A 24,384-nucleotide genomic window follows, 5' to 3' on the forward strand; every position below is an offset into this window, starting at 1 on the left:
CCCGGCAGCGCCGAAGAAGAGGAAGCCGAGACCTCGGGCGGCGCGCAGACGGAGGTCTACCCTCTGGTCCTGTTCGCCATCGGCGGCATGCTGCTCTTCCCCGCCTCCAACGATCTGCTGATCATGTTCGTGGCCCTTGAGGTCATGTCGCTGCCGCTGTACCTGCTGTGCGGGCTGGCCCGCCGTCGCCGCCTGCTGTCGCAGGAGGCGTCGCTGAAGTACTTCCTGCTCGGCGCGTTCTCCTCGGCCTTCTTCCTGTACGGCATGGCTTTCGTGTACGGCTACGCCGGCACGGTGAGCCTGCCCGGCATCAGCCAGGCGCTGGCCACCGGCGGACAGCTCGACCCGATCCTGCTGCTCGGCCTGTCGCTGCTCGGCGTCGGCCTGCTGTTCAAGATCGGCGCGGCGCCGTTCCACGCGTGGAAGCCCGACGTCTACCAGGGCGCCCCGACCCCGGTCACCGCCCTGATGGCCTCCGGCACGCTGGTGGCGGCCATGGGCGCGGTCCTGCGGGTGTTCTGGGTGGCGCTGGGCAACCTCGACTGGGACTGGCGTCCGGTCATGTGGGTCGTCGCCGCCCTCACCATGATCGTGGGTGCGATCCTGGCGATCACGCAGACCGACATCAAGCGCATGCTCGCCTACTCGTCGATCGCGCACGCGGGCTTCCTGCTCATCGGCGTGATGGCGACCTTCGAGATCGCGGAGAAGAACGCCGGCTCGCTCGCCGCGATCCTGTTCTACCTGCTGGTGTACGGCTTCACCACGGTGGGCGCGTTCGCCGTCGTCACGATGGTGCGCGACCCCGGAGGCGAGGCCAACCACCTGTCGCGCTGGGCTGGCCTCGGCAAGCGGGCCCCGCTGCTGTCCGGTGTCTTCGCCTTCTTCCTGCTGGCCTTCGCCGGGATCCCGCTCACCAGCGGCTTCTTCGGCAAGTACGCCGTGTTCGCGGCGGCGCTGGACAGCGGTTCGCAGGTCGGGGACGCTCTCGGCTCGTGGATGACCGGACTGGTCGTCGTCGGTGTCATCGCCTCGGCGATCGCCGCGTTCTTCTACGTCCGCGTCATCGTGCTGATGTTCTTCAGCGAGCCCGCAGCCGACGGCCCCACGGTCGCCATGCCCAGCATCGGCACCGCGGTGGTGATCGGAGTCGCCCTTCTGGTTACGGTTGGAGTAGGGCTCTTCCCGCAGCCCGCACTCGACATCGCCAGCCAGGCTGCGTCTGGCCTGTTCATCAGATAGGGGTCCTATATGTCCGCGCCACCCGTGATTGACCTGCCCATTGAGGACGAGCGGCTGGAGCGGGACATATCCAGCGGACTTGCTGCCGTCGAGAAGCTCCTTCGCTCGGCGGTCGAGACCGAGGACGCCTTCGTCACGGAGGCGTCCAAACACCTCATCGAGGCGGGCGGCAAGCGTTTCCGGACGCTGATGGTGCTGCTCGCCGCCCAGTTCGGCGACCCTTCGGCGCCGGGCATCGTGCCCGGCGCCGTCGTGATCGAGCTGACTCACCTCGGCTCGCTCTACCACGACGACGTCATGGACGAGGCTCTGGTACGGCGCGGCTCCCCGTCGGCCAACGCCCGCTGGGACAACACCGTGGCCATCCTCACGGGCGACTACCTGTTCGCCCAGGCGTCCGACCTGCTGGCCGATCTCGGGCCGCAGCTCATCCGGATCCAGTCGCAGACGTTCTCCCGGCTGGTCCAGGGGCAGATCAGGGAGACTCTCGGGCCGCGTCCCGGCGAGGACCCCGTCACCCACTACCTCGACGTGCTGGCCGACAAGACCGGCTCCCTCATCGCCGCCTCCGGACGGTTCGGCGCGCTCCTGTCCGGGGCGCCCGCCGACGTCGACGAGCGGCTGAGCCGCGCCTGCGAGGCCATCGGCGTGGCCTGGCAGCTCGGTGACGACCTGCTGGACGTGGCCTCGTCCTCCTCGGAGTCCGGCAAGACGCCCGGTACCGACCTGCGCGAGGGGGTCCATACGCTGCCGATGCTGTACGTCCTGGCCGCCGAGGGCGACTCCCGCCTGAAGGAGCTGCTGTCGGGGCCGGTGGCCGAGGCGGACGTCGAGGAGACGCTGACGCTGCTGCGGGCGCATCCGGCGATGGAGCAGGCGCGGGCCGAGCTGGGGGCCTGGGTCGACCGGGCCCGCCTGGACCTGTCCGCCCTTCCCGACATCCCCGCCAAGCACGCCCTGCTGGCGCTGTGCGACTACGTCCTGGAGCGTACGGGCTAGAGCCCGGACTCGGCGTACGGCGCGGCCGGGGTTCGGGCTTGTGACAACGGGCGGGGTGTCATGCGCGGCCGGGTCACTCGTGTGACGACGAGGGGCGGGTGGCGCGCGGCCGACTACGTCGTCTGACTGGGGCGAGGCCGGCGTGTGGCGTGGCTAGCCGGCGGAGGTGGCGGGCTGGGCGGTCTTCGCGAGCTCCTGCTTGCGGGTGCGCCGGGCCGCGCTGATGCTGTCGTAGGTGAAGAACGCCAGGGCCAGCCACACGATCGAGAACCCGATCCAGCGGCTCGGCGGCATCGTCTCCTTCACGATCAGCACACCTACGCCGAACTGCAGGATCGGGGCGATGTACTGCAAGAGCCCGATCGTGCTGAGCGGCACCCGGATGGCCGAGGCGGTGAAGAACAGCAGCGGGATGGCGGTGATCACGCCCGCGCCCGCCAGGAGCAGCGCGTGGCCGGGGTCGGTGTGGCCGAACGTGGCCTGTCCGGTGATCTCCAGGTAGACGAGGTAGGCGACGGCCGGGACCAGCAGGATGAGGGTCTCGACCGTGAGACTCTCGGCGGCGCCCACGTTGGCGGCCTTCTTGATCAGGCCGTAGATGCCGAAGCTGAAGGCGAGCGTGAGCGCGATCCACGGCAGGCGCCCGTAGTCGAGGGTGAGGAACAACACCGCGAGCGCACCGAAGCCCACGGCCACCCACTGCATCGGGCGCAGCCGCTCCCGGAGGATCGCCACGCCGAACACCACGCTGACCAGAGGGTTGATGAAGTAGCCCAGAGCGCTCTCCACCACGTTGCCGGCGTTGACGGCGTAGATGTAGGTGCCCCAGTTGACCGTGACGAAGAAGGCGGCCAAGGCCAGGAGGATGAGCTTCTTGGGCTGCTTGAGCAGGTCGCGGAACCATGACCAGTGCCTGCGGACGGCGAGGATCGCGACGACGGCCACCAGCGACCAGGCGATCCGGTGCGAGAGGATCTCAAGGGCACCGGAGGGCTTGAGGAGGGGCCAGTAGAGAGGGAACAGCCCCCACATCGCATAGGCGGCCACGCCGAACAACACACCGCGCTTCAGGTCAGGCATGTAGTCCATTTTCACCCATTACATGATTTATTACAAATTCGTATTGCTATGTGGGATTATTTAGTGATCCTTAATGGTTTGCGGGTCTGTAAGGTGGAACTCAGGAGGTGACCAGTCATGGGTTGGCTGTTCGGTGGCAACAAGACGTCCATGGTCCGTCCCGAGGACGCCCTGCCGGGCCGTACGTCCGCGATGGCCGTCCCCGCCCGTCATGCCGTGCTCGACGCTCCGCTCGCCGGGCCGTACCCGGAGGGGCTGGAGGTGGCCGACTTCGGGCTCGGATGTTTCTGGGGGGCCGAGCGGAAGTTCTGGCAGACGCCCGGGGTGTACACGACGGCGGTCGGGTACCAGGGCGGGTACACGCCTCATCCGACGTACGAGGAGGTCTGCAGCGCGCAGACCGGCCACACGGAGGTCGTCAGAGTCGTCTTCGACCCGGCGCGGATCTCCTACGACGACCTGCTGAAGGTCTTCTGGGAGGCCCACGACCCCACACAGGGTATGCGCCAGGGCAACGACGTCGGCACACAGTACCGATCGGCGATCTACTACCACTCACCGGCGCAGGAGAAGTCGGCCCTGGCCTCCCGCGACTCTTACGAGAGCGTCCTGAAGACCGCCGGCTACGGCCCCATCACCACCGAGATCGCCCCCGCCCCGCCCTTCTACTTCGCGGAGGACTACCACCAGCAGTACCTCTTCAAGAACCCCGGAGGCTACTGCGGCATCGGCGGCACGGGCGTCTCCTGTCCAGTGGGCATCGTGTCCACAGGCGAGTAGAGCGGCCCCTCGGGGGAATCTGACCAGAGGGCCAGGCCTCGAAACCGAGGTTGGGCCCTCTGTGTAACTGTCAGACGCCTTCCAAAGCCTGAACGAGGTCTGCAGCCAGCAGCGACGTTGCCAGAGCAACCGTCTCGGGCTCGCCGATTCCCTCTTCGGCGCGTCCGGCCATCATTGAGCCGAGCGCGTCTGGTCCTGCTGCGAACAGCGCGGTAAACCCCGCGCGGCCCATGGATTGCGCTGTCCTTCGTCGTTTCGGCGAGTGCGACAGGACTTCCTGCAGTGCGCAGGTAGACGGCCTGTGCTCCGATCACGATGACAGCGTCGCGGTGGGCATCCAGTGCGGCCAAGGCATCGAGAAGCGCGGACCGAGATCGGACGAGGATGTCGCTACTGCTTACGCCAGGAGGATTCATGCCACGTCATCCATTCGATGAGTTCTTCGGCTTCAGAGGGGTTGCGTCCAGGGCCTGTCATCAGATCAGCGGCGACTTGGGGTGGCGCTGCGATCGTGAGGCCGGAAGCGTCGGTAAGAGTGCGGGTGAAGACGACGTCGCTTTCCGGCTCGGCCAACATCACATTCGCTCCGGCGTCAGCGGGGCGTAGATCCCAGAGTCGGGCGCTGTGCTCGGCGTCCGTTGTGTAGATCATGGCTGAGCGGGCTGGAGCATAGGGAGCCCAGTGGGCTGCGGCCAAGGTCCCGGTTACGGCGTACTGGGTGGGATTATCAGCCGCCCGCCGCATGAGCTTGGGTAGGCCTCTCGGCGCTATCCACCGTGTGACGCGGCTGTTTCGTACGAACCCGTAGTCCTCGCTCCAACGCCTCAGCAGTGCGATCCAATCGGGAACTACGACCGCACCCGAGCTGGTCCGCGTTGCGAGGCTCTCGTGCTCGAGAAACTCGATCACGCGGTAGGTCGACCCGGTGGATACATCGGCGACGTTGATCAGCTCACGTATCGTCCACGATCTTTCGTAGTCCAACAGCGCACGCACGATCTTGGCTGCGGGAGCGCCCTTCAGCGTTCCGCGTGGTCTTCCAGGACCGCGCCACGGATCATGATCGGCTCCTCGGTCTGCAATGTACAGACCGGGCTGGGAGACGTTCAGGGTGATGTTCCCTGTCGCGTCGATGTAGGAGAGGCCGGCGTCCGAGAGCCGCTTACGCACCGGTGGCGACAGGTATCGAGAGACGACGACCCCGCGGCTGCCTGGATGATCGTCCGCCGCGGCATTCAACTGATGTAGCAGCGTAGCGGTGTCACGTCTCTCCACCACGCGCTTGGCTTCAACGACCAGCACGACCGAGGTTCCGTCCGGTGCTGTCACCTTCCAGAGAGCGTCGAAGCGAGCATCGAGCAGTCTGTGGCTGAGCGCTTGGACGTCCCACCCGGCTGGCAGGCGGTCACCCAGCACAGTCATTCCGGCTCGTAGAACCTCAGCCTCGTTCTGAGGCTGTGACCTGGCCTCCATCGGTGCTCCTCAGTCCGTCGGCGTTCGGGAAAAAGCCTATCTCCGTTGCAGGCGGAGAGTGGGGATTTCCTGAACAGTCAGCCTGAGTCGCTTGTTGGCGTGCGTGTCCGAAGACCGGTGGCCTGCGGGCGCGAGTCGCTGCCTGGAGAGGAGTGCTACCCACCAGCAGTACCTCTTCAAGAACCCCGGAGGCTCCTGTGGAATCGGCGGAACGGGCGTCGCTTGTCCGGTTGGTCTGACGCGAGGTGAAGTCTGATCGTGCCGGACATGGTCTCAGAGGAGCCCGCGTTCGCGTGCCCATCGGTGAAGATCGCGACCGGTGCAAGGGAGACGCATGCCAGTGTGTCGCAAGGTGTCCACGTGGCCGGAGATTTCTACAAGGGTCATTTTGCCGAGCCGGTGAAGTCGCGTCAGGAGCCACACCGTGCCGTGTATCTCAAGTCCTCGCGTTCGCCCGACTTTGGTGGCGTCGCGGTCGTCTGTGATGGCTACTAGCCCATGAACCTCGGCAGCCGCGAAGACGCTGGCTTCCCCTAGATTGTGCTCGCCTGCGCCGAGCAGGTCGACCCACATCGCGAAGGCGAGCAGGTCTTCGTCGGTGTCCTGTGACAGGACGCGCAGCCATTCGAGATCTGTGATGGACCGAAGAGACGGATAGGCTTCGGCGTACTTATCGACTTCTGTGGCAACGAGGTGCGTGGTCGACAGGGTCGAGACGCAGGCTCCGAGCACGTCGAGGCGGTCGGCTTTGGCGAAGTGGTGCAGCATCATGGCGTCGACCACCAACGGAGGGAGCGGCTCAGCCGGTGTCGAGCCCGTCATGGAGCCTCGTCTTCAGGCCTTGGTGGCAGGTCCGCGGCGCTTTCGAGCTGTCCGTGCATCAGTTCCAGGGCGCGGGTGCTGGTGATGTGGCCGAGTCGGTAGGCCGTCATCACGGCGTGCGCGAAGCTTGGGGGCACGCGGATGGAGTTGAGATCCGGCTGGGGCGTCCAACCCACAGAGTCTCTGAATTCCGCGAAGGTCGGTGGGCATGCTCGCAGCCTTTTCTCCTCGTGCGGTGTCAAAACCTCGGCAGTCCTGGCCTGCCGCAGAGTGAGGCTCCAGGAGGTGCGATATTCGGCTGCCAGCCGTACGAGCATCGATCGATTTGACGTCTCGCTGTTCTTGGCACGTCGGACCGCCTCCACCGGCAGCAGAAGTTCCGCTGCGAAGGCGTCCACCATGTCTTCGCGTTCCGCGCGGGAAGCGCTGACTCCTACGTCTGTCGAATACTCGTCGCCAAGTATGAGATGGCCGAGCTCGTGGGCGGCGGTGCTGCGTCGCCGACCGGGATCACCGTTGAGACTTACCACCGCTGCCGCAATATCGTCATCCACTGCTGACGCCCCGTCCCCGGGCAGGTCGATCACCAAGATGTATTGGCCGCATCTCTCGCAAAGCTCGGCCATCGACTCAATGGCGCCGCTGCCCAGGCCGAGTTCGGTTCGCAGCCACCTGGCGGCTGTTGCGGCGGTCAGCGGGCCATCGACCTTGCCCGGATACTGCCTTATGGGGCGGGGCTGAAGCATGTTCAGTGATATCAGCAATCGGATCTCACGCACCCACATGGCCAATGTGCTGTCAATGCGGTAAGAAGCTTGCGTGACTTCCGTCGTGGTGTCCTCGGCCAGGGGTGTTCGGTGCGACATCACTGTTGGCGGTGCACTGAGGAAATGACCGAGCGGCAGGTCCAGGGCGCGGGCCAGTCGAGAGAGCTCCAGTGCGTCGAGTCGCCTCGAACCGGCTTCGATCTTGCTGATCATCGTTCTGTCGAGATCGGTCTTCTGGGCCAGCTGTTCTTGTGACAACCGCATGGCCAGTCGAGCTTCGCGGACCCGCTCGCCGATCTCGCTCCAGTCGAGCGTGCTCATAGTGCGATAATCGCACACACGTGGATGGCTCGTACATGGGTGCGAGCAGCTTGGGGATAACTTTGCGTTCCCGTCCGCGCTTCGGGGTGGGTTGTCAGCGAACTGCCGACTCCTCGCAGATTGACGTGATTTCTGGAGACTGCTCTCGGCCTGGAGGGTTCCGGTAAGTTCCTCCACGGTCGCCCCGCAGCGGACATCGGACGCTGCCCGAGTTGGAAGGCTGCGAGGTGCGTCTGTGCTCCACCGGCGGTGACGTCCTGGTCAATCCACACGTATACGAAGAACCGGCCTCGGACGCTGCGAGGTAAGCGGACGAGGACCTCCAGGACTTCAGTATGTGCCCGTGCAGCCTGCGCCGCAGCCGGGAGGTACCACGGGGCGGACGTCGGTCCAGTACCGTTTCCCGATGACGGTGGCCTGCCACACTGTCTTCTCGGAAATACCAGGGACGGGCGCCACCTGCTGTACCGCAAGCGGTTCGCCGCTGTGTCCGTCGATGACGAGTTGGGTCCAGACCACGCCCTTGGGGGGCGGGAACTGCACGACCACGCCCGGACGGCCGGTCACATCGCGCCCCCCGGCCACGCTGATGCCTGGCAGCCCGGCCAGCATCCGGTAGCCGGCGGCTCGTGTTCCGGGGGTGGCGGGAGTCTGAGTGACAAGCCGGATGCCCACTCTTGTCAGCCACCCTTCCCTGCTGAGTTCAAGGTCGGCGGGGTAGCTCTTCAGCAGCCGGGCTCGCAGCGCGGCGGGCTCCTGGGGGAGTTCGAGGAGTTCGTTCAGCGTCAGGTTGAGACCGTCGGCGAGGTTGAGCACCTGATCGAGCTGACGGCGGGCGTTGAAGCGTCGGTTGGTGTCGCAGCCACGGGCCGGGCAGAGCTTGGGGGATCCGGCCTGGCGCCACGCGCGTTTGGCGGCGGCGCCGTAAGGCTTGGTCGACACGGCCTCGTACCAGGTGTAGCGGCGGCCGTCGCGCCCGATGATCAATACTTCGTCGGCGCGTTCCTCGACGGGGTAGTCGCCCGTGGCCGCCTTGGTCCGCATGATCTCCTGGGTTTCCAGCCGCCAGTAGCGGCCTTCGGGCGGCGGCTGGGCCGCGAGCCGGTCGGCTGCCGCGTGGAGTGCCTTCGCGACAGGGGTGGCGACCGGCTCCTCGCTCGGCCTGGACACCGCGACCAGCGCGACCGTGATCACGAGGACGACGGCCGCGGCTGCCAGCAACGCCGTCATCAGGCCCCTGGCCGGGCGGGCGCGTGCCACCGTGGGACCTGCCCGGTCGAGGACGCGGGCTCGTACGGCGGCGACCTGCGCGGGCGAGGCGGGCGGAACGTCCGGCATCACCTCGTCGATGAACTGGAACTCCTTCATCACACCTCCACCCCCAGCGCGTCGCGCAGCTTGGTCCTGGCCCTGCTCAGCCGGGACGCGACCGTCCCCTCGGCGACGCCCAGCGCCGCCGCCACCTCGGGATAGCTCAGTCCTCCGTACGCCACGAGCAGGACGGCGTCGCGCTCGCCCGGCGACAGGTTCGCCAGCGCTTGCGCGAGCCGGCCCACCGCCGTTCCGGCCGCGAGCCGATCCACGACCCGCTCGTCGTGGCCCACCTCGTCGGGCGGAGGCCCGGATCTGGCCAGGGCGCGGTACCGGCGCAGCTCCGCCCGCCGGTGTCGGCCGATGAGGTTGGTGGCGATGCCGTACTACCAGGGCCGCACGCCTCCCTGCGAGGCGTCGAACACCGCGCGGCGCTTGAAGGCGATGAGGAAGGTCTCCGCCGCGAGGTCCTCCGCCATGTCCAGGGCGATCCGGCGCGCGATGTAGCGGCGGATCTCCTCGTAATGGGCGTCGAAGACCGCTTCGAACGTGTCAGGGGCAAGTATCACGCAACGGCTCCCGAATCTGGCTGACATCCCTTCTTGCCCGCTGCCGCCCCATCCTTCCCGACAATCTCGTGAACTGTGCGGGATGAGGGGCCGTCCGGGACCGGAGGAATCACGGGCGCGTACGGCGCGGCCCGGCCGGTAGCCCGTGCCGGGTTGCGCGATGCGACCGCCGCACCCTGTCTGGCGTATCAGGGAACATCCGATCTCGGATGGACAGTTCCCTGCTGGTGCTTCGGGCGCTGACCGCCCAGGGCCTTGGGGAACTGGTCGACCTATGGAACTCGGTGCTGGATGACCCGGCCCCGGTGCTCACGCTAGGTGCTTGATATCCGACATTCGGTAGTGAATTTGCCATTGCCGGGACGGCGGGCAGGGGCTGTCCATAGCATCGTTGCTATGAGCTGGGGTAGCGTGGGACTGGAACCGGAAGTTCAGGGAGTGGCTTCAGAAGCTTCCGGCCGAGTCGTTCGCGCGAGTGGCCTTCTATATCGATCTTCTGGCAGCGGAGGGTGCGTTGTTGGGGGAGCCGTACACGCGACAACTCGACGGCAAGCTTCGCGAGCTCCGGTTCTACCTGGACGATCTGACGATGAGGATCTCCTACTGGATCGCTGGTGATCGTCGAATCATCCTTCTCACCGTGTTTCGCAAGACACGGATGAGAGAGGATCGAGAAGTGGACCGGGCGCGTCGGGCGCTGCATCGCTGTATGTCTGAGGCGCACACGGTGGAGGAGGAACAGTGATGGCCGAGCGGGCTGACTGGACGGAACTCAGGGAGCGACGGCTATCGGAGCCCGGGGCGGCGGAGGCGTATGAGGCGGCTCGTCTGGCCTTCGAACTCGGTCGTGCCGTACGGGAGATTCGGGAAACCCGTGGTTGGAGTCAGCGTGAACTGGCTGAAAGAGCTGACATGACCCAGTCGGCGGTGGCCCGCTTCGAGGCTGGCGGCACGGTACCGACATTGCCCGTTCTGGAGCGTCTGGCCAGGGCTATGGACGCCGATCTGGAAGTGCGCATCAGTCCACGGGCCTCTGCCGCTTGAGGCGGCCGAAGCCCTGCCGGTAGTGGTCGGATTCTCCGCTCGGGACGTTCATCGAGAACGGCGCGAAGCGTCGGACAGGCATGGGCATCGGGAACGCGAGCCGGGAAGAGGCGCGTATCCGGCGGGTCCGTTGGCGGCTACGGCGACCGGTCTAGAGGATTTCGGACAAGCGACCTGGTCGGCGCGGTTTCGAAGCGATCGCCGTTCGGGTCGATCCCGGGCCCGTGCGGGTTCCGTACGACCGAAAGTCCGAGGGCGGCCTATGAGGTGTCGCCGTCCCGCCTGTGTGGTCAGGTGAAATCGTCATCCTCGGGTATGGATTTGTACTCCCGGCCCTTCGTGATCTCGCGGTGTTCGACCGCGACGCCGTAGCCCGCCGAGTGCAGCCAGGCCGCGATCTCCTGTGCGACGGCGACCGAGCGGTGGCGTCCGTGTCTGCCGCTGACGTGGGCGCGTACGAGGTGGCCGGCCGCGTTGCCCCAGCCGTCCACGAGGGCGCGGAGTTGGTCGGCCATGCGACCGACGATCTCCAGCGCGCCGGGGGTGCCGAGGACGTAGGCGCGAACGTGCGCGTCCCTGCCGTCGAGGCTGCGCATCCTGTCGCGGACCTCGGGATCGTCGAGGGGGTCGCGTAACGCCGAGGCGAGGTTGACCGACAGGGCGACGGTGCCGTGGGGCGGGTCCCGGTGCAGTACGCCGTAGGTGGTGAGTTCGACCTGCCGCCTGCTGGGCCGGACGGTCGTGCCCGGGGCGGAGCGGTCTGAGTAGTCGAGGCCCTCTTCGGCGAGGTCGCTGTAGACGGTGTCGCGGGAGACGTCCGCGGTGCGTGCGAGCGCGGCGATGTTGTGCTCGCCCGCCCGCCATGCCGCTGAGATCAGGCGGGACCTGCTGCGGCGGTGATGGCGGGCCCAATGCGCGAGGGCATGGAGGGCGCCCCGCCGGGAGCTCGGGAAGTCGGCCACGACGGCGATGATATATGTCGAATCACTCGACACATTGTTTCATGGTCGTTTGTCTGACTCCTATGGCTAATGGAGAAAGGTGTATACGACCGGGTAGTAGGCAGGTAACAGGACGGTCAGGGGTTGCCGAGGGCTGGAGGCTTGTCACAGTCGGCCGCCGCAGGGGATCCCCTACTCTGGGCGGGCGGGCCTCCTACCTTTCAAGGCTGACCGGCACTGTCCGGTAGGAGGCCCGGCCACCCCTGTTACGGGGTGGCGTCGTGATCGGTGCTGAGCATCCAGAGCAGCCACAGCACGAACTTGATCAGGTCAAGGACGTTCGGTGCCGCCTGGTACCGGTCACGCTGGCGGGGGTGTGGTTTATCCACTTTTCTCCTCATTCCGTCTGCCGGGCGATCCGGCAATTCACGCCGGATGCCCTGGAGGCGGACGGAGGTGAGTTCATCCCCGCGACGACCATAGAGGATCAACCAGAGCTCACTGAAGCGTTCGCGGAAGCCCGTATTCCCTTCAGTTGGAGCTTTCTCCCTCCAGGGTGTTCTTTTATCAATTCATTTCCTATCTTCTAATGAAGATGTCCGATATGCGGGTAACTGGGAGGGCGTGGTGGACGAGCGGGGCCTGCGGCAGATCCAGGAGAACGCCGACTTCGCCGTCGCCCGGCTGGGGCCGCTGAGCGATGTGGAGTTCGGCCTCAACGCGGCGTCCGTCGAGTGGGTCATGGGGTTCATCGAACGTCGGCGTACGCGGCCGGATGCCCAGGACCTCGACGTCCTGGTCGCGGTGCTGGGCTCGTTCCTCGGCGCCTGCATCGTCGCGGCCACGGGTGGGAACTGGCACCGGGTGGACGGGCACGGGTGGGGGGTGCGCCTGCCGTGCGGCAGCACGGCGTTCCCGTTCGCGAAGGTGCACAAGCAACTTCTTTTCGGGACGGTCGGCGGCGACTCGATCGCCGGTTTCTACCTGGTTCGTCGGCAGCGGTCCGGCCTTCAGGCCGGGGATGAAGCCGACCGTCCCGCTTAGCCGGGGCGGGAACAGCCGATTCGCCGCTGGGCGAACCGGCTGTCCGCCTTGCTCAGACAGGTCGTCGCCGCTGCTCGATGTGCCGGCGCACGACCGTCAGTGGTGCTCCGCCCACCGACCCGGCGAAGTAGGAGCCGGACCGGAAACGCCCGCCCCACGGATGCTCGCGGACATGACAGGCGTATTCCTTGCGAGCAGTCGCGCCGAGACACCCTTGAGACTGTCGACCGGTTTCGACAGGGCGGCTTTGGGCGGGTGGTGGACGAGCAGGTGGACATGGTCGTGTCCGCCGTCGAACTCGCGCAGTCCGGTCTCGAAGTCCGCGCACACCTCGCGCACGATCTCCTCGCAGCGGGTCGGCATCCGGTCGGTGAACGCCCCACGCCGGTACTTCGTGACGAACACCGAATGAGCGTGAAGATCGTGGACGACATGACGCCCCGAGCGGACATCGGGATCCGGGGTTCCACCCCGGGTGACATGAACCGAACGATACGATCAGCCGGTGACGCAGGAGGCGCAGGCCCGCGCGCACGTGGCGCGGCTCGACCCGACAGCGGCGCAAAGCGCGCTACTGGACGGCCAGGCGCACACCGCTCACGCGCTGTGGAACCTGCTACACCAGTTCACGACGTTCCGCCAGGGCCGGCTCGCACCGTTGAAGGCATGCGACGAAGCGATCCGCCGAGCCCGCCACGAGATCGACTGGATGGCCCGGCTTCCCGCCCAAGCCGCACAGGCGGTATTGAAGACCTACCGGCAGGCGTGGGCGAACTTCTTCGACCCCGGCCATCCCGCCGGACGCCCGACGTTCAAAAACCGGCGTTCCCGGATGGCGGTGGACGTCCCCCAAGCCCGTGACCTGCACATCGCCCGGATCAACCGCCGGTGGGGAGCGGTCAACCTGCCCAAAGTCGGCCGAGTCCGGTTCCGGTGGACCAAGAACCTGCCGGGTGTCACCCGAGGCGGCCCGGCCGGGCGGATCACCGGGGCCAGACTGGTCAAGGACGCCCACGGCTGGCAGATCGTCTTCCGCACCGAAACCCCCACCCCGGCCCCGGCGCCGCATCCGGGCGGCCGGGTCGGCATCGATCGGGGCGTCACCCTCGCCCTGGCCCTGTCGGACGGCACCACCCGCGAACACGGACCGTGGCTGAGCCAAGGCGAGAGACAACGGCTGCGCCGGTTGGAGAAGAAAGCCGCCCGGCAACGGGCCACACATCACAAGGGTGAGCCGATCTCGCACCGGCGTGCCCACACCCACCGCCAGATCGGCAGGCTCCGCGCGACAGCCAAGCGCCGGGCCCTGGACTGGCAGCACCGGACCAGCACCGAACTCGCCGACGTCTTCGGCGAGATCGTGGTCGAAGACCTGAAGATCGTCAACATGCTCCGCTCGGCACGCGGCACCGTCGAGCGGCCCGGCCGCAACGTCGCGCAGAAAACCGGGCTGAATCGGGCGATCAGCGGCGAGGCGTGGGGGCGTACCGTGACCATGCTGGAGTACAAGAGCGCCGATCGCGGCGGCCGGGTGGTGAAGGTCCCGGCGGCGGGCACGTCGCAGACCTGCCACCGATGCGGTCGTCGTGACCCAGCCGCCCGCGACTGGATCAGGTTCTCCTGCACCGACCTGGCGTGCGGGTGGAGCGGTCACGCCGACATCAACGCCGCGATCAACATCGAAACCGCCGCGGGAACCGTGGTGGCAGGACGTGGAGACTCAGGGGTTGCCCGGTCTGCGAAGCGTCAACCCCCGCGCGCTGCTTGACCGCGACGTGACGGGAGAACCTCCGGCCTTCAGGCCGGGGAGGAGTTCAAGAGTATGTGGTCGATTACCTCGGGGCGGGGGACTGATGCCGGGTCCCGGAATGTCTGTGGGCTCTGCTAGACCTGTAGGCATGGGAGTGACGGTCGACGAGTTCCTGGAGCTGCTGCGGCGGTTGCCGGCGCACAAGCTCAACGACGGCGGCGAGTGGACCGGTGTCAAGGTGCAGGGCAAGGGCTTCGCCTACCTGTGGGAGCGCACCCGCACCGTCGGGCTGAAGGCCACGATCGAGGAGCAGCTCGCGTTGGTGGCCGAGCGGCCTGAGGTGTTCGAGGTGCAGTTCACCGCAGGCCGGTTCGGGTGGGTGGTGGTCCATCTCGACCGCATCGAGCCAGATGAGTTGTGGGAACTGGTGGCGGAAGCGTGGCTGCTGACCGCGCCGCAGGCGATGGTGACGGAGTTCGAGGCGACATTGGGACTAACGAGCACATAACCTGATATGTGGTGAATATCGAGCTTCGGAAGTGGACTTACGGCGACGCCGCGGAGGTCCTGCGTGCCTTCCAGGCCGACGACATGCGGACCCAGACGTCGTGGCCGATCGTCACACTGAAGGACGCCGAAGGCTGGATCGCCGCCTGGGAGGGGGTCGGGCACGCGTTCGCGGTCATGCTCGACGGCCGGGCGGTCGGCAACGTCGCCATCACCAACATCGACGCGCACCTCAACGGCTGGGTGTCCTACTGGACCGCCGCCGACCGCAGGGGCCTCGGCGTCGCCACGGCCGCGACGGGGCTGATCGCCGAATGGGCATTCACCGAACGCGGACTGTTCCGGCTCGTGCTCAACCACTGGGTCGGCAACACGGCTTCGTGCCGGGTGGCGGTCAAGGCCGGGTTCCTGGCCGAGGGGGTCGAACGGGGCAGGCTCCTGTACGACGGCGTGCGGCACGACGTCGAACGGCATGCCCGTCTGGCCACCGACTAGCGCAGGTCCTCCAGTAAGCGGTCGATGATGCGGGCGGCGGGGGCGGTGACCTCGACGGTGCAGTGGTCGAGGGCGGCCAGCGCGGCGCCGAGGTCGGGTGTGCTGGTGGGCGGCAGGCCGACCAGCACCTCGTCCTCCGCGATGACCTCGCCTTCGATGTGGAAGGCGTCGTCGGCGTAGCCGAACCAGACGGCGAAACGCACCTCGCGGCCGTCGGGCAGCGTGATCACCGTGCCCATGACCGAGCCTGCGGGCGGGGTGGGGTGGCTGAAGGGGGTGCTGCGGGCGAAGGAGTGTTCGATGGCGGCGAGGGTCGCGGCGGACCGGTTCAACGCCGTGAGGAGGGAGGCCGCGGCCAGGCTGGCGCTGTCCACAGGCCCGATGGTAGATCATCGCCTCCCGCTGGACAATTATTGTCTGGTTGTCAGACAATCCCGGTATGCGTATCGCTGTCATCGGGGCCGCCGTCCTGTGGGGGACCGCCGGCACCGCCGGGCTGCTCGTGTCCGCCGACTCCGTCGCGCTGGCCGCCGCCCGGCTGGTCGTCGGCGGGGCGGCCCTCGCGGCGCTCGCCGGGCCTCGCCTGCGCGGCGGGCTGACGCCGTCGCTGCTGCTCGGGGCGGTGGCGGTGGCCGCGTACCAGCTGTGTTTCTTCGCGGCCGTCAGCCGGACGGGGGTCGCGATCGGCACGGTCGTGGCGATCGGCAGCGGGCCGGTGTTCACGGGGATCCTGGCGTGGGCGCTGCACGGGGAGCGGCCGAGCGGCCGGTGGGTGATCGCCACGGTGGCGGCCGTGGCGGGGTGCGCGGCGTTGATCGTCGGGGGAGGGGCGCAGGCGGGCGGGCAGGTGGTGTCGGGGGTGCTGCTCGCGTTGCTGGGCGGGCTGCTGTACGCGTTCTACGCGGTGGTGGCGGCGCGGGCGATCGGGCGGGGAGTGCCGTCGGACGTGGCCATGGGCGCGATGTTCGGGGGTGCGGCCATCGTCATGGTTCCGGTGCTGGTGTGGCGGGGAGCGGAGTGGATGGTGACGCCGGGGGCGTTGGTGGCCGTCCTTTATCTGGGGTTGGGGACGACCGCTCTGGCGTACTTCCTGTATGGGCGGGGACTGCGCAGCACGCCGGTGACGACGGCGGCGACGCTGGCGCTCGCCGAGCCGGGGGTGGCGGCGCTGCTGGGGGTGGTGGTGCTGGGGGAGCGGCTGACGGGACTGTCGGTGGCAGGGCTGCTGCTCCTGCTCGCCGCCCTGTCCGCCCTGGCACTCCCGGCGCGGCCGCGGGGGCTTCTGAGATCTCTGCGATCTCGGGTGTCTCGCGGGTTTCTGCGGTCTCGGGGGTCTCGGGGGTCGCTTGAACCGGCTGTTACGGCAAAGCCCCCTTCCCCGCCACCCGCCGCCGCCCGCTCACGGCCTCCAGGATGACGCTCCTCCCCGCGCGGCCACCCCGCCGCTACGCCGCCCTGATTACCCCCGGCCCGGCCCGCGCCGGCCGCCGTACGAGGCGCCGATGTTCACCGCACCCCCTCTCGCCGTCGCGGCGCCTGGAACACCCCGGCGGTCAGGCCGAGAGGTGAGCACGGCTCGGCCCGTCGCCGATAGGCACACGAAGTGACACCGGCCGTCGGAGTGTGGGGCTGTCGGAGGGGCGTTCCGGACCTGTAACCAGGTGGCGCTCCGAGCGGGTTTGGGGAGGTGGGGTGGGTGGAGCTGCGGACCGCCGGAGTGTGGGGGTGTCGGAGGGCGCTCCGGGTCTGTTGTCGGGTGGTGCTTTGAGCAGGGCCGGAGGGGGTGGGGTGGGCGGAGCCACGGAAAGCGTCGGAGGGCGCGACTATGGTAGTCCGCGTGCGGATCAATCCGGTGTCGGCGGTGGAGGCGCTCGTGGGGGCGCTGCGCCGCCGTGTGCTGTCCGGAGAGATCCAGCCCGGCACCTCGCTCCCGGAGCAGGAGATCGCCGCCTCGTACGGCGTGGCCCGCCCGACCGTGCGTGAGGCGCTGGCCGTCCTGGTCCACGAGGGTCTGCTGCGGCGCGAGCGCAACCGCAGCGCCTACGTCCCGCTGGTGTCGTTGGAGGATCTCGACGATCTCATGTACGTCCGGCGGCCGCTGGAGGAACTGATGGCCAGCGCGCTGGTCGGCCGCCGGGTCGAAGCGGCGGACGCGGCGCTGGCCCGGATGGCCGCCCTGCCCGCCGATGCTCCTTGGGCGGAATCGGTGGCCGCCCACATGGCATTGCACCAGGCGCTGGTCGAAGCGGTCGGCAGCCCTCGCCTCGAACGCCTCTACGCGGCGCTGGCGGCCGAGATGCGGTTGGGCCTGGTCCGGTTGCGTGACGTGTACACCGACCGGGAACTGCTGGTCAGGGAGCATCGCGAACTGCTCGACGCGATCGAACGCGGCCCGGAGGAATCCGCCCGCGCCGCCATGGCCGCCCACCTGTCCCACTCCTGGGGAGCCGACTGACAGCGATGGCGGGGATGAGCGCGGTTGCGTCCATGGGCGTGGTGGGGGAACGGGTGGCTAGGGGGAGTGGTCAGGAGGCGAGGAGGTTCCAGCCGGGCTCGCTCCAGAATTGGCGTTCTTCCGTTCCCGGTACCAGGGGGACGCCGCTGCGGGCGTCCAGGACGACCCGGGTGCCGAGCGGTCTGTCGAGGGTTGTTCGCACCGGGTCGGTGTGCAGCATCTCGTCGCAGTGTTCCACGTCCGTTTCGCGCACCTCGACGTCGACGACCACCACGGCCGAGGTCTCGTAGACCCTGGCCCCGTGCGTCGTGGTGCACGGGTTGTGCCCGTACTGCAGTTCCAGCTCATTGTCCGCGACCACCCGGTACGAGTACACCCGCTGCCAGCTTCGCGCCTTCGGCGGGCGGCTCATGGCGGCCGGGTCCACGGCGATCCGCCGGAACGGCTCGTCCACGCCCTCCACGGTGAACTCCCACGTCGGCACCGTGATCGGTCCTCGGCTCGTGGCCATGGTCGTCTTGCCCTGGACGGCGCCGACGACGCGCAGCACCCGGCAGCCTCCGGCCGGGCAACTCGCGTCCTCGTCGTACCCGGGCCTGCGCAGCCGGGCGAAGGCGACCGAGGCCGAGACGAGCGGCACCAGTGCGGCGGACCCGTCCGACCACCGCACCCGAACGGGAGCGGGTGGCCGGGACGGCAGGTCCGCCCCCAGCTTCCAGGCGCCGTTGTGCGCGCTGACCAGCGCCCAGTACGGCACCGCCCGGCCGGGCTCCAGGGCGAGGCTCTGCAACGGCACGAACCCCTCCCGCCACGCCCGCTCCTGCGGCGAGCCCTGCCAGCGTTCGGCCGTTGCCTTCGCGCGGGCGGCGTCGACGGTGTTCACGGCGGCCGGCCCGCAGAGCGCCAGCGCGATCAGCGCGGCGACGGTGCGCACGGTTCGAAGGATCCGCATGCCAGGATGACGATCCGGCGGGCCTCCAGGTTCGCCTGACGGAGCAGCTTGAGAGCGCGGATTGTCGCCTTCCGGTGTCCCGGGCACGTGGCGGGCGGCCCGAGAAAGCGGGTGTGTGGTCCCGCCGGAGGCGGTGTCGCCGTACGGTGTCCGGGGTGGTGTGGTTCGGGCGGGTGGTTTCGCCGCACATGAGAGTGCGTGGGGCGGTTGGTGGAGTGGTTCGGGTGGGTGGTGTCGCCGCATGGTGTCCGGGTGCGTGGTTGGCCTGGCGGAGTAGCCTGGAAAAGCAGCCCTTGCGTGAGCAGGCTGCACTCGCAAGAATCGCGGCCATGCACGGCAACCCGATGCCGGACTCCTACGTGTACGTCACGGAAGAAGGCGTGACCCGCCACTACGCAGACGGGAGCGTCGAAGCTCTCGCGTGGGAGGACGTGGTCGAGGTCCGTGTCATGCCGGAATCCGGGGATGATGTCCTGTTCATCCTGTTGGACCGCGCGGGTGAAGGCTGTGTCGTGCCGCGTTCGGCCACCGATGCGACGTTCCTGGCGCGCCTCCGTTATCTGCCGGATTTCGACCTCGATCGCCTGAATCTCGCCGCGAATTCGGTCAATGACGGGGTTGTGGTCGTGTGGAGAAGTCCCGATCCGCCGTCCGCATTGCCGGATCTGGAGTATGACTAGCCGTCCCTAATTGCCGAGTAGTCGGCTGATTTCCGGCTGTATAACAGACGTTTCTCCTGGTAGCCCGCTGCATCTTTGGATCGCTCCGTCAAGCCCTGATAGCAGCTCCGTGCGTCCGATTGTGGACATAACCCGTTATTCCCCCTGATGAGAGGGATCTTTACTCTTTATGGGGGGCCGCCGCCCTTGAGATCACATGGGATCCAGGTAAACCCATGCGCTTCAAGGAACGTCACGTTATCGCGGTGCACTTGAGCGGCAGGTGGGGTGTTATGAGGGTGGAATTTGGGGAGTCCGATGTCGCACTCCTCAAAGCCGTACCACGCCACGCTTCCAGTATCTGGACGCGGGCGTACTTACGGCTCTTGCTCCTGGGAGACGTGTTCTGCGCACTGGTCTGTTGTGCCTGCGTGTTCGGGGTACGGCTGGCCTTCGGCGCCTACATCCCGGTCGAGGAGATAACGCTGGCCGTCGGGCTGATCGTGGCCTGGCCGCTGTCGATGTCGCTGGCGGGCGCCTACCGCCAGCGGGCGCACGGTGAGGGCACGGACGAGTTCCGCGCGGTGTTCAACGGCGGCGTCGGCCTGATGGCCACGGTCGCCATCGGCGCCTACGCCACACAGACGGCCGTGGCGCGCAGCTTCGTCATGGCGACGCTGCCGCTCGCGGTGGCGGCCACGCTGTACTTCCGGTTCCGGATGCGCAAACGCCTGCACAGCAGGCGCGCGGTCGGCGACTACATGCGGCACGTGATCGCCGTCGGCCATCGCGAGGCGGTGCTCGATCTGGTGGTGCAGTTCCGCCGTCAGCCGCACCACGGCATGCGGGTCATTGGAGCGTGCCTGCCTCCGGGAACGCTCGACGCCGACCTCGACGGGCTGCCCGTGCTGGGCTCGTTCGGCGAGGTGTCGGAGGTCGTGGCGGCCGTGGGGGCGGACGCGGTCGCCGTCCTGGCCTGCCCCGAACTCGACGGGACCACGCTGCGGCGGCTGGCGTGGAGCCTGGAGACGGCGAAGACGGACCTGTTCGTGGCGCCCACGCTCATGGACGTGGCCGGTCCGCGCATCAGCATCCGGCCGGTGGCCGGGATGCCGTTGCTGCACGTGGAGCATCCTGAGTTCCAGGGCGCCAAACGCCTGGTCAAGAGCGTCTTCGACAAGGTCGTGGCGGCCCTCGCCGTGGTGGCGCTGTCGGTGCCGTTCCTGGTGATCTTCCTGATGATCAGGATGACCAGCCCGGGGCCCGTGCTGTTCCGTCAGGTCAGAGTGGGCAGAAACGGCTCACACTTCAAAGTCATGAAATTTCGTACGATGGTGGTGGATGCCGAGAAGCTTAAAGACGCCCTCCTCGAAGCCAACGAGTTCGACGGCGTGCTCTTCAAGATTAGGAACGATCCAAGGGTCACCCGCGTGGGAGCGTTCCTCCGCCGCTACTCGCTCGACGAGCTGCCTCAGCTCTTCAACGTCATCGCCGGCGACATGTCGCTCGTCGGCCCGCGCCCGCCGCTGCCCGAGGAGGTCGCCAGGTACGTCAGCGACGTCCACCGGCGGCTGGCGGTGAAACCGGGCATGACCGGACTCTGGCAGGTCAGCGGACGTTCCAACCTAACCTGGGACGAATCCGTACGGCTGGACCTGCGCTATGTGGAGAACTGGTCGCTCATCCTCGACCTGCAGATCCTGTGGAAGACGTGGTCCGTCGTCACACGGGGAGAAGGAGCCTACTAGCGGTGAAAGCCCTCGTCCTCGCCGGAGGATCGGGAACCCGGCTGCGGCCGATCACCCACACCTCGGCGAAGCAACTGGTCCCCGTGGCCAACAAACCCGTGCTCTTCTACGGCCTGGAGGCGATAGCCGAGGCCGGGATCCAGGAGCTCGGCATCGTGGTCGGGGACACCCACGCCGAGATCGAGGCCGCCGTTGGCGACGGCTCGGCGTTCGGGCTGCAGGTCACCTACCTGCGGCAGGACCGGCCCCTCGGCCTGGCGCACGCCGTACTGATCGCGCGTGACTACCTGGGCGACGACGACTTCGTCATGTACCTCGGCGACAACTTCATCGTCGGCGGCATCACCGAGATCGTCGGCGAATTCGCCGGCAGCCGGCCGGACGCGCAGATCATGCTGACCCGGGTGGGCGACCCCAGCCAGTTCGGCGTGGCCGAACTCGGCCCGGACGGCGCCGTCGTCCGGCTGGAGGAGAAACCGAAACGGCCGAAGAGCGACCTCGCGCTGGTCGGCGTCTACCTGTTCACCCCGGCCGTGCACGAGGCCGTGGCCGAGCTGAAACCGTCGTGGCGCGGCGAGCTGGAGATCACCGACGCCGTCCAGTGGCTGGTCGACCACGGCCGGAAGGTCGAGTCCACGGTCATCACCGGCTACTGGAAGGACACCGGCAACGTCACCGACATGCTGGAGGTCAACCGCCTGGTCCTGGAGTCGATGACACCCGGCGTCGCGGGCGAGTGCTCCGGCAGCGAACTGATCGGCCGGGTCGTCGTCGAACCCGGCGCCAGGATCGAACGCTCCCGCGTCGTCGGGCCCGCGATCATCGGCGCGGGCGCCCACGTGAGCGACAGCTACGTCGGCCCGTTCACCTCGATCGGCGCCGACTGCCGCCTGTCCGACAGTGAGATCGAGTACTCCATCGTGCTCCCCAGAGCCTCCATCAGCGGCGTCGGCCGGATCGAGGCCTCCCTCATCGGCCACGACGTCGAAGTGACCCCCGCCCCCAACACCCCCAGAGCCCACCGCCTCGTGCTGGGCGATCACAGCAAGGTGCAGATCAGTTCATGACGAAGCTCCTGGTCACCGGAGGAGCGGGCTTCATCGGCTCGCACTTCGCGCGGACCTTCCCCGGCGCCGAGATCACCGTGCTCGACCGGCTCACCTACGCGGGCGACCGAGCCAATCTCGACGGAGTCGAGCACACCTTCGTGCACGGTGACATCTGCGACGCCGACTTGCTGAGACAGCTCGTCCCCGGGCACGACCTGGTGGTCAACTTCGCGGCCGAGTCGCACGTGGACCGCTCGATCGACGGGGCGTCCGCGTTCGTGCGCACCAACGTGCTCGGCACCCAGACCCTGCTCGACGCCTGCCTGGAGGCGGGGGTGCGCAAGGTCGTGCAGGTCTCGACCGACGAGGTCTACGGGTCGATCGACAGCGGGTCGTGGTCGGAGGACGCCCCGCTGCTGCCGCGCTCGCCGTACTCGGCCTCGAAGGCGGGCGGAGACCTGGTCGCGCGCGCCTACGCGATCACGCACGGGCTCGACGTCTCGATCACGCGCTGCTCGAACAACTACGGTCCGCGCCAGTTCCCGGAGAAACTGATCCCGCTGTTCGTGACCAACCTGTTGAAGGGCAGGAAACTCCCCCTGTACGGCGACGGCGGCAACGTGCGCGAGTGGGTGCACGTCGCCGACCACTGCGCGGGCATCCGCCTGGTGGCCGAGGTCGGCGAACCGGGCGAGGTCTACCACATCGGCGGCGACGTCGAACTGACCAACACCGAGCTGACCGGCCTGATCCTCGCGGCCTGCGGGGCGGGCTGGGACCGGGTCGAGCACGTCGCCGACCGTAAGGGCCACGACCGCCGCTACTCCCTGGACGACAGCCGGTTGCGCGCGCTCGGCTACCGGCCGCAGGTCGCCTTCGAGGACGGGCTGAAGGAGACGATCCACTGGTACACCGAGCGCAGGGACCGGTGGACGTGAGATGGCTCATCACCGGTGGCGGCGGCATGCTCGCCACCGACCTGCTGGAGCGGGTGGCGCTGCGCGGCGAGCCGGTGCTCGCGCTCGGCCGTACCGACCTCGACCTGCGCGACCGGCGGGCGGTGCGCGACTTCGTGGGCGCCTACCGGCCGAGAGTGGTGGTCAACTGCGCCGCCTGGACGGCCGTGGACGCCGCGGAGGACCAGGAGGAGGCCGCGCTCGCGGTCAACGGGCACGCGGTCGAGCACCTGGCGGAGGCGTGTGAGCGGGCCGGTTCGCGGCTGCTGCAGATCTCCACGGACTACGTCTTCGACGGGCGCTGCCGCATGCCGTACACGGAGGAGGACACGCCCGCGCCGATGAACGCCTACGGGCGTACCAAGCTGGCGGGCGAACTCGCGGCGGCGGGCCACTACGTGGTGCGGACGGCCTGGCTGTACGGCGCGGGCGGCCGCAACTTCGTGAAGACGATGATCCGCCTGGCGGCCCAGCGCGAGACCGTCGAGGTGGTCGACGACCAGCGCGGCCAGCCGACCTGGACGGTGGATCTGGCCGACCACCTCGTACGGCTGGCCGAGTCCGACCTGCCGCCCGGCGTCTACCACGGGTCGAGCTCCGGCGAGACCACCTGGTACGGCTTCGCCCGCGAGATCTTCAGGCTGCTCGGCGCCGATCCGGAGCGGGTCCGGCCGATCAAGACGGCGGGCTACCCCCTGCCCGCCGCCCGGCCGGCCAACAGTGTGCTGGCGTGCACGAAGACCGAGCCGATCAGGCACTGGCAGGAGGCGCTGACGGCGGCCTGGCCGCTGCTGTCCGAAAGAGCGGGCCGTCAGTGCAGTCCTGCGTAGAACGCCTGGCACGTGTCGTAGGAGGGCAGCAGGCCGCTGTCGAGCGCCTGCTTCAGGGTGGGCGAGGCGGCGTCCTTGTCCGAAAGCTGTGGTTCGTTCCACGGCCAGTCGATCCCGAGGTCGGGGTCGAGCGGGTGCACGCCGTGCTCGCCGCCGGGGTTGTAACCCTCGGAGCAGGCGTAGACGACGGTCGCCTGCTCGCTGAGCGCGAGGAAGGCGTGCCCGAGCCCTTCGGAGACGAACACGGCCCGGCGTTCCTCGGAGTCCAGCCGAAGGGCCTCCCAGCGGCCGAAGCCGGGGGAGCCGACCCGCAGGTCGACGACGACGTCGAGGATGGCGCCGGACACGCACATCACGTACTTCGCCTGGCCGGGCGGTACGTCGGCGAAGTGCACGCCGCGCAGGACCCCGGCCGCCGAGACCGAACAGTTGATCTGCGCGAGCCGGAACGGGCGCGGCAGGTCGGCGGCTCGGAAGGCTTCCAGAAAGGCACCACGAGGGTCGGCGTGGATCCGTGGGACGAACTGCCACGCGCCGTCGATGCTGAGGCGATCCATGGGGCGCAGCATCACACAAACCACTGTGAAAGG

At 68.1% G+C, this 24,384-nt stretch carries 29 protein-coding genes and 1 pseudogene; 17 read left to right on the forward strand and 13 right to left on the reverse strand.

The window, feature by feature from the left end; translation table 11 throughout:
• A partial coding sequence (nuoN, locus tag ABD120_RS36670) for an NADH-quinone oxidoreductase subunit NuoN (protein WP_343954968.1) occupies positions 1-1,242 on the forward strand: 1,242 nt, incomplete at its 5' end.
• Positions 1,243-1,251: 9 nt separating this feature from the next.
• Positions 1,252-2,241, forward strand: a complete 990-nt coding sequence (locus tag ABD120_RS36675) for a polyprenyl synthetase family protein (protein WP_343954969.1) — start codon at positions 1,252-1,254, stop codon at positions 2,239-2,241.
• A gap of 153 nt (positions 2,242-2,394) precedes the next feature.
• Here ABD120_RS36675 and rarD read toward each other — a convergent pair whose 3' ends face one another.
• Positions 2,395-3,321, reverse strand: a complete 927-nt coding sequence (rarD, locus tag ABD120_RS36680) for an EamA family transporter RarD (protein WP_343954970.1) — start codon at positions 3,319-3,321, stop codon at positions 2,395-2,397.
• Between the two features lie 117 nt (positions 3,322-3,438).
• Between rarD and msrA the strand changes: the two genes are divergently transcribed.
• On the forward strand, positions 3,439-4,101 hold the full coding sequence (gene msrA / locus ABD120_RS36685; RefSeq protein ID WP_343954971.1) for a peptide-methionine (S)-S-oxide reductase MsrA: 663 nt from the start codon (positions 3,439-3,441) through the stop codon (positions 4,099-4,101).
• A 70-nt stretch (positions 4,102-4,171) separates the two neighbouring features.
• On the opposite strand, the gene ABD120_RS36690 is transcribed toward msrA, so the two are convergent.
• The 7 genes from ABD120_RS36690 to ABD120_RS36720 all read right to left on the reverse strand — a co-directional run bounded on the left by ABD120_RS36690 (position 4,172) and on the right by ABD120_RS36720 (position 9,364).
• On the reverse strand, positions 4,172-4,333 hold the full coding sequence (locus tag ABD120_RS36690; RefSeq protein WP_343954972.1) for a hypothetical protein: 162 nt from the start codon (positions 4,331-4,333) through the stop codon (positions 4,172-4,174).
• A 158-nt stretch (positions 4,334-4,491) separates the two neighbouring features.
• Positions 4,492-5,574 carry a hypothetical protein gene (locus tag ABD120_RS36695; protein ID WP_343954973.1) on the reverse strand — a complete coding sequence of 361 codons (1,083 nt, stop codon included), beginning with the start codon at positions 5,572-5,574 and terminating at the stop codon, positions 4,492-4,494.
• A gap of 273 nt (positions 5,575-5,847) precedes the next feature.
• The gene (locus ABD120_RS36700; protein ID WP_343954974.1) at positions 5,848-6,396 is read right to left on the reverse strand and encodes a PIN domain-containing protein; all 549 of its coding nucleotides are present in this window, start codon (positions 6,394-6,396) and stop codon (positions 5,848-5,850) included.
• A complete protein-coding gene (locus ABD120_RS36705) occupies positions 6,393-7,484 on the reverse strand; it encodes a helix-turn-helix domain-containing protein (protein WP_343954975.1) in 1,092 nt (363 codons plus the stop codon). The genes ABD120_RS36700 and ABD120_RS36705 overlap by 4 nt, the downstream gene beginning before the upstream one ends.
• Positions 7,485-7,814: 330 nt before the next feature.
• Complete coding sequence (locus ABD120_RS36710; protein ID WP_343954976.1) at positions 7,815-8,852, reverse strand: hypothetical protein; 1,038 nt, start codon at positions 8,850-8,852, stop codon at positions 7,815-7,817.
• A complete protein-coding gene (locus ABD120_RS36715; protein ID WP_343955026.1) occupies positions 8,852-9,175 on the reverse strand; it encodes an RNA polymerase sigma factor in 324 nt (107 codons plus the stop codon). The genes ABD120_RS36710 and ABD120_RS36715 overlap by 1 nt, the downstream gene beginning before the upstream one ends.
• 6 nt (positions 9,176-9,181) lie before the next feature.
• Positions 9,182-9,364: an RNA polymerase sigma factor gene (locus tag ABD120_RS36720; protein WP_343954977.1), complete on the reverse strand. Its 183-nt coding sequence runs from the start codon at positions 9,362-9,364 to the stop codon at positions 9,182-9,184.
• 475 nt (positions 9,365-9,839) lie between these two features.
• Here ABD120_RS36720 and ABD120_RS36725 point away from each other — a divergent pair, with 475 nt between their 5' ends.
• Both ABD120_RS36725 and ABD120_RS36730 read left to right on the forward strand, forming a co-directional pair.
• Positions 9,840-10,109 carry a type II toxin-antitoxin system RelE/ParE family toxin gene (locus ABD120_RS36725; protein WP_343954978.1) on the forward strand — a complete coding sequence of 90 codons (270 nt, stop codon included), beginning with the start codon at positions 9,840-9,842 and terminating at the stop codon, positions 10,107-10,109.
• The gene (locus ABD120_RS36730) at positions 10,109-10,408 is read left to right on the forward strand and encodes a helix-turn-helix domain-containing protein (RefSeq protein ID WP_343954979.1); all 300 of its coding nucleotides are present in this window, start codon (positions 10,109-10,111) and stop codon (positions 10,406-10,408) included. The genes ABD120_RS36725 and ABD120_RS36730 overlap by 1 nt, the downstream gene beginning before the upstream one ends.
• Before the next feature lie 290 nt (positions 10,409-10,698).
• On the opposite strand, the gene ABD120_RS36735 is transcribed toward ABD120_RS36730, so the two are convergent.
• Positions 10,699-11,370 (reverse strand): RapZ C-terminal domain-containing protein, encoded by a 672-nt coding sequence (locus tag ABD120_RS36735; protein ID WP_343954980.1) that lies wholly within the window; start codon positions 11,368-11,370, stop codon positions 10,699-10,701.
• Between the two features lie 260 nt (positions 11,371-11,630).
• Here ABD120_RS36735 and ABD120_RS36740 point away from each other — a divergent pair, with 260 nt between their 5' ends.
• Together ABD120_RS36740 and ABD120_RS36745 are read left to right on the forward strand one after the other, a co-directional pair.
• Positions 11,631-11,939, forward strand: coding sequence for a hypothetical protein (locus ABD120_RS36740; RefSeq protein ID WP_343954981.1), 309 nt, complete (start codon positions 11,631-11,633; stop codon positions 11,937-11,939).
• A gap of 37 nt (positions 11,940-11,976) precedes the next feature.
• Positions 11,977-12,393, forward strand: coding sequence for a hypothetical protein (locus ABD120_RS36745; RefSeq protein ID WP_343954982.1), 417 nt, complete (start codon positions 11,977-11,979; stop codon positions 12,391-12,393).
• 52 nt (positions 12,394-12,445) lie between these two features.
• On the opposite strand, the pseudogene tnpA reads toward ABD120_RS36745, so the two are convergent.
• Positions 12,446-12,858 (reverse strand): annotated as a pseudogene (tnpA, locus tag ABD120_RS36750) (IS200/IS605 family transposase); the annotation flags it as partial.
• 40 nt (positions 12,859-12,898) lie between these two features.
• Between tnpA and ABD120_RS36755 the strand changes: the two are divergent.
• The 3 genes from ABD120_RS36755 to ABD120_RS36765 all read left to right on the forward strand — a co-directional run bounded on the left by ABD120_RS36755 (position 12,899) and on the right by ABD120_RS36765 (position 15,145).
• Complete coding sequence (locus ABD120_RS36755) at positions 12,899-14,161, forward strand: RNA-guided endonuclease InsQ/TnpB family protein (RefSeq protein ID WP_343954983.1); 1,263 nt, start codon at positions 12,899-12,901, stop codon at positions 14,159-14,161.
• Positions 14,162-14,291: 130 nt separating this feature from the next.
• Entirely contained in the window at positions 14,292-14,651 is a 360-nt protein-coding gene (locus tag ABD120_RS36760; protein ID WP_343954984.1) for an MmcQ/YjbR family DNA-binding protein, read from the forward strand.
• Positions 14,652-14,662: 11 nt separating this feature from the next.
• Positions 14,663-15,145 carry a GNAT family N-acetyltransferase gene (locus ABD120_RS36765; protein WP_343954985.1) on the forward strand — a complete coding sequence of 161 codons (483 nt, stop codon included), beginning with the start codon at positions 14,663-14,665 and terminating at the stop codon, positions 15,143-15,145.
• Here ABD120_RS36765 and ABD120_RS36770 read toward each other — a convergent pair.
• Positions 15,142-15,519: a hypothetical protein gene (locus ABD120_RS36770; RefSeq protein WP_343954986.1), complete on the reverse strand. Its 378-nt coding sequence runs from the start codon at positions 15,517-15,519 to the stop codon at positions 15,142-15,144. The two genes, ABD120_RS36765 and ABD120_RS36770, sit on opposite strands and share 4 nt — an antisense overlap.
• Positions 15,520-15,584: 65 nt before the next feature.
• Between ABD120_RS36770 and ABD120_RS36775 the strand changes: the two genes are divergently transcribed.
• A complete protein-coding gene (locus tag ABD120_RS36775) occupies positions 15,585-16,562 on the forward strand; it encodes a DMT family transporter (protein WP_343954987.1) in 978 nt (325 codons plus the stop codon).
• Positions 16,563-16,982: 420 nt separating this feature from the next.
• Positions 16,983-17,600 (forward strand): GntR family transcriptional regulator, encoded by a 618-nt coding sequence (locus ABD120_RS36780; RefSeq protein ID WP_343954988.1) that lies wholly within the window; start codon positions 16,983-16,985, stop codon positions 17,598-17,600.
• 70 nt (positions 17,601-17,670) lie between these two features.
• Here the strand turns inward: ABD120_RS36780 and ABD120_RS36785 are convergent, their stop codons facing one another.
• A complete protein-coding gene (locus ABD120_RS36785; RefSeq protein WP_343954989.1) occupies positions 17,671-18,552 on the reverse strand; it encodes a hypothetical protein in 882 nt (293 codons plus the stop codon).
• 329 nt (positions 18,553-18,881) lie between these two features.
• Between ABD120_RS36785 and ABD120_RS36790 the strand changes: the two genes are divergently transcribed.
• From ABD120_RS36790 to rfbD, 5 genes are all read left to right on the forward strand, one after another.
• Positions 18,882-19,232 carry a hypothetical protein gene (locus ABD120_RS36790; RefSeq protein ID WP_343954990.1) on the forward strand — a complete coding sequence of 117 codons (351 nt, stop codon included), beginning with the start codon at positions 18,882-18,884 and terminating at the stop codon, positions 19,230-19,232.
• A gap of 365 nt (positions 19,233-19,597) precedes the next feature.
• Positions 19,598-20,959 carry a sugar transferase gene (locus tag ABD120_RS36795; protein WP_425564096.1) on the forward strand — a complete coding sequence of 454 codons (1,362 nt, stop codon included), beginning with the start codon at positions 19,598-19,600 and terminating at the stop codon, positions 20,957-20,959.
• Positions 20,960-20,961: 2 nt separating this feature from the next.
• Positions 20,962-22,026, forward strand: coding sequence for a glucose-1-phosphate thymidylyltransferase (locus ABD120_RS36800; RefSeq protein WP_343954992.1), 1,065 nt, complete (start codon positions 20,962-20,964; stop codon positions 22,024-22,026).
• Positions 22,023-22,946 (forward strand): dTDP-glucose 4,6-dehydratase, encoded by a 924-nt coding sequence (gene rfbB, locus ABD120_RS36805; RefSeq protein ID WP_343954993.1) that lies wholly within the window; start codon positions 22,023-22,025, stop codon positions 22,944-22,946. The genes ABD120_RS36800 and rfbB overlap by 4 nt, the downstream gene beginning before the upstream one ends.
• Entirely contained in the window at positions 22,943-23,794 is an 852-nt protein-coding gene (rfbD, locus tag ABD120_RS36810) for a dTDP-4-dehydrorhamnose reductase (RefSeq protein ID WP_343954994.1), read from the forward strand. The genes rfbB and rfbD overlap by 4 nt, the downstream gene beginning before the upstream one ends.
• Here the strand turns inward: rfbD and ABD120_RS36815 are convergent.
• The gene (locus ABD120_RS36815) at positions 23,776-24,351 is read right to left on the reverse strand and encodes a dTDP-4-dehydrorhamnose 3,5-epimerase family protein (protein WP_343954995.1); all 576 of its coding nucleotides are present in this window, start codon (positions 24,349-24,351) and stop codon (positions 23,776-23,778) included. The two genes, rfbD and ABD120_RS36815, sit on opposite strands and share 19 nt — an antisense overlap.
• Between the last annotated feature and the right edge of the window lie 33 nt (positions 24,352-24,384).

The organism is Nonomuraea longicatena (assembly GCF_039525605.1).
Lineage (GTDB): Bacteria > Actinomycetota > Actinomycetes > Streptosporangiales > Streptosporangiaceae > Nonomuraea > Nonomuraea longicatena.

Bases quoted from the DNA above. Each gene is read 5' to 3' on its own strand.
- ABD120_RS36710 (WP_343954976.1), bottom strand. From the start codon at position 8,852: ATGAAGGAGTTCCAGTTCATCGACGAGGTGATGCCGGACGTTCCGCCC.
- msrA (WP_343954971.1), top strand. From the start codon at position 3,439: ATGGGTTGGCTGTTCGGTGGCAACAAGACGTCCATGGTCCGTCCCGAG.
- ABD120_RS36730 (WP_343954979.1), top strand. From the start codon at position 10,109: ATGGCCGAGCGGGCTGACTGGACGGAACTCAGGGAGCGACGGCTATCG.
- rarD (WP_343954970.1), bottom strand. From the start codon at position 3,321: ATGCCTGACCTGAAGCGCGGTGTGTTGTTCGGCGTGGCCGCCTATGCG.
- ABD120_RS36705 (WP_343954975.1), bottom strand. From the start codon at position 7,484: ATGAGCACGCTCGACTGGAGCGAGATCGGCGAGCGGGTCCGCGAAGCT.
- ABD120_RS36675 (WP_343954969.1), top strand. From the start codon at position 1,252: ATGTCCGCGCCACCCGTGATTGACCTGCCCATTGAGGACGAGCGGCTG.
- ABD120_RS36700 (WP_343954974.1), bottom strand. From the start codon at position 6,396: ATGACGGGCTCGACACCGGCTGAGCCGCTCCCTCCGTTGGTGGTCGAC.
- ABD120_RS36690 (WP_343954972.1), bottom strand. From the start codon at position 4,333: ATGGGCCGCGCGGGGTTTACCGCGCTGTTCGCAGCAGGACCAGACGCG.
- ABD120_RS36775 (WP_343954987.1), top strand. From the start codon at position 15,585: ATGCGTATCGCTGTCATCGGGGCCGCCGTCCTGTGGGGGACCGCCGGC.
- ABD120_RS36695 (WP_343954973.1), bottom strand. From the start codon at position 5,574: ATGGAGGCCAGGTCACAGCCTCAGAACGAGGCTGAGGTTCTACGAGCC.
- ABD120_RS36760 (WP_343954984.1), top strand. From the start codon at position 14,292: ATGGGAGTGACGGTCGACGAGTTCCTGGAGCTGCTGCGGCGGTTGCCG.
- ABD120_RS36815 (WP_343954995.1), bottom strand. From the start codon at position 24,351: ATGGATCGCCTCAGCATCGACGGCGCGTGGCAGTTCGTCCCACGGATC.
- ABD120_RS36785 (WP_343954989.1), bottom strand. From the start codon at position 18,552: ATGCGGATCCTTCGAACCGTGCGCACCGTCGCCGCGCTGATCGCGCTG.
- ABD120_RS36790 (WP_343954990.1), top strand. From the start codon at position 18,882: ATGCACGGCAACCCGATGCCGGACTCCTACGTGTACGTCACGGAAGAA.
- rfbB (WP_343954993.1), top strand. From the start codon at position 22,023: ATGACGAAGCTCCTGGTCACCGGAGGAGCGGGCTTCATCGGCTCGCAC.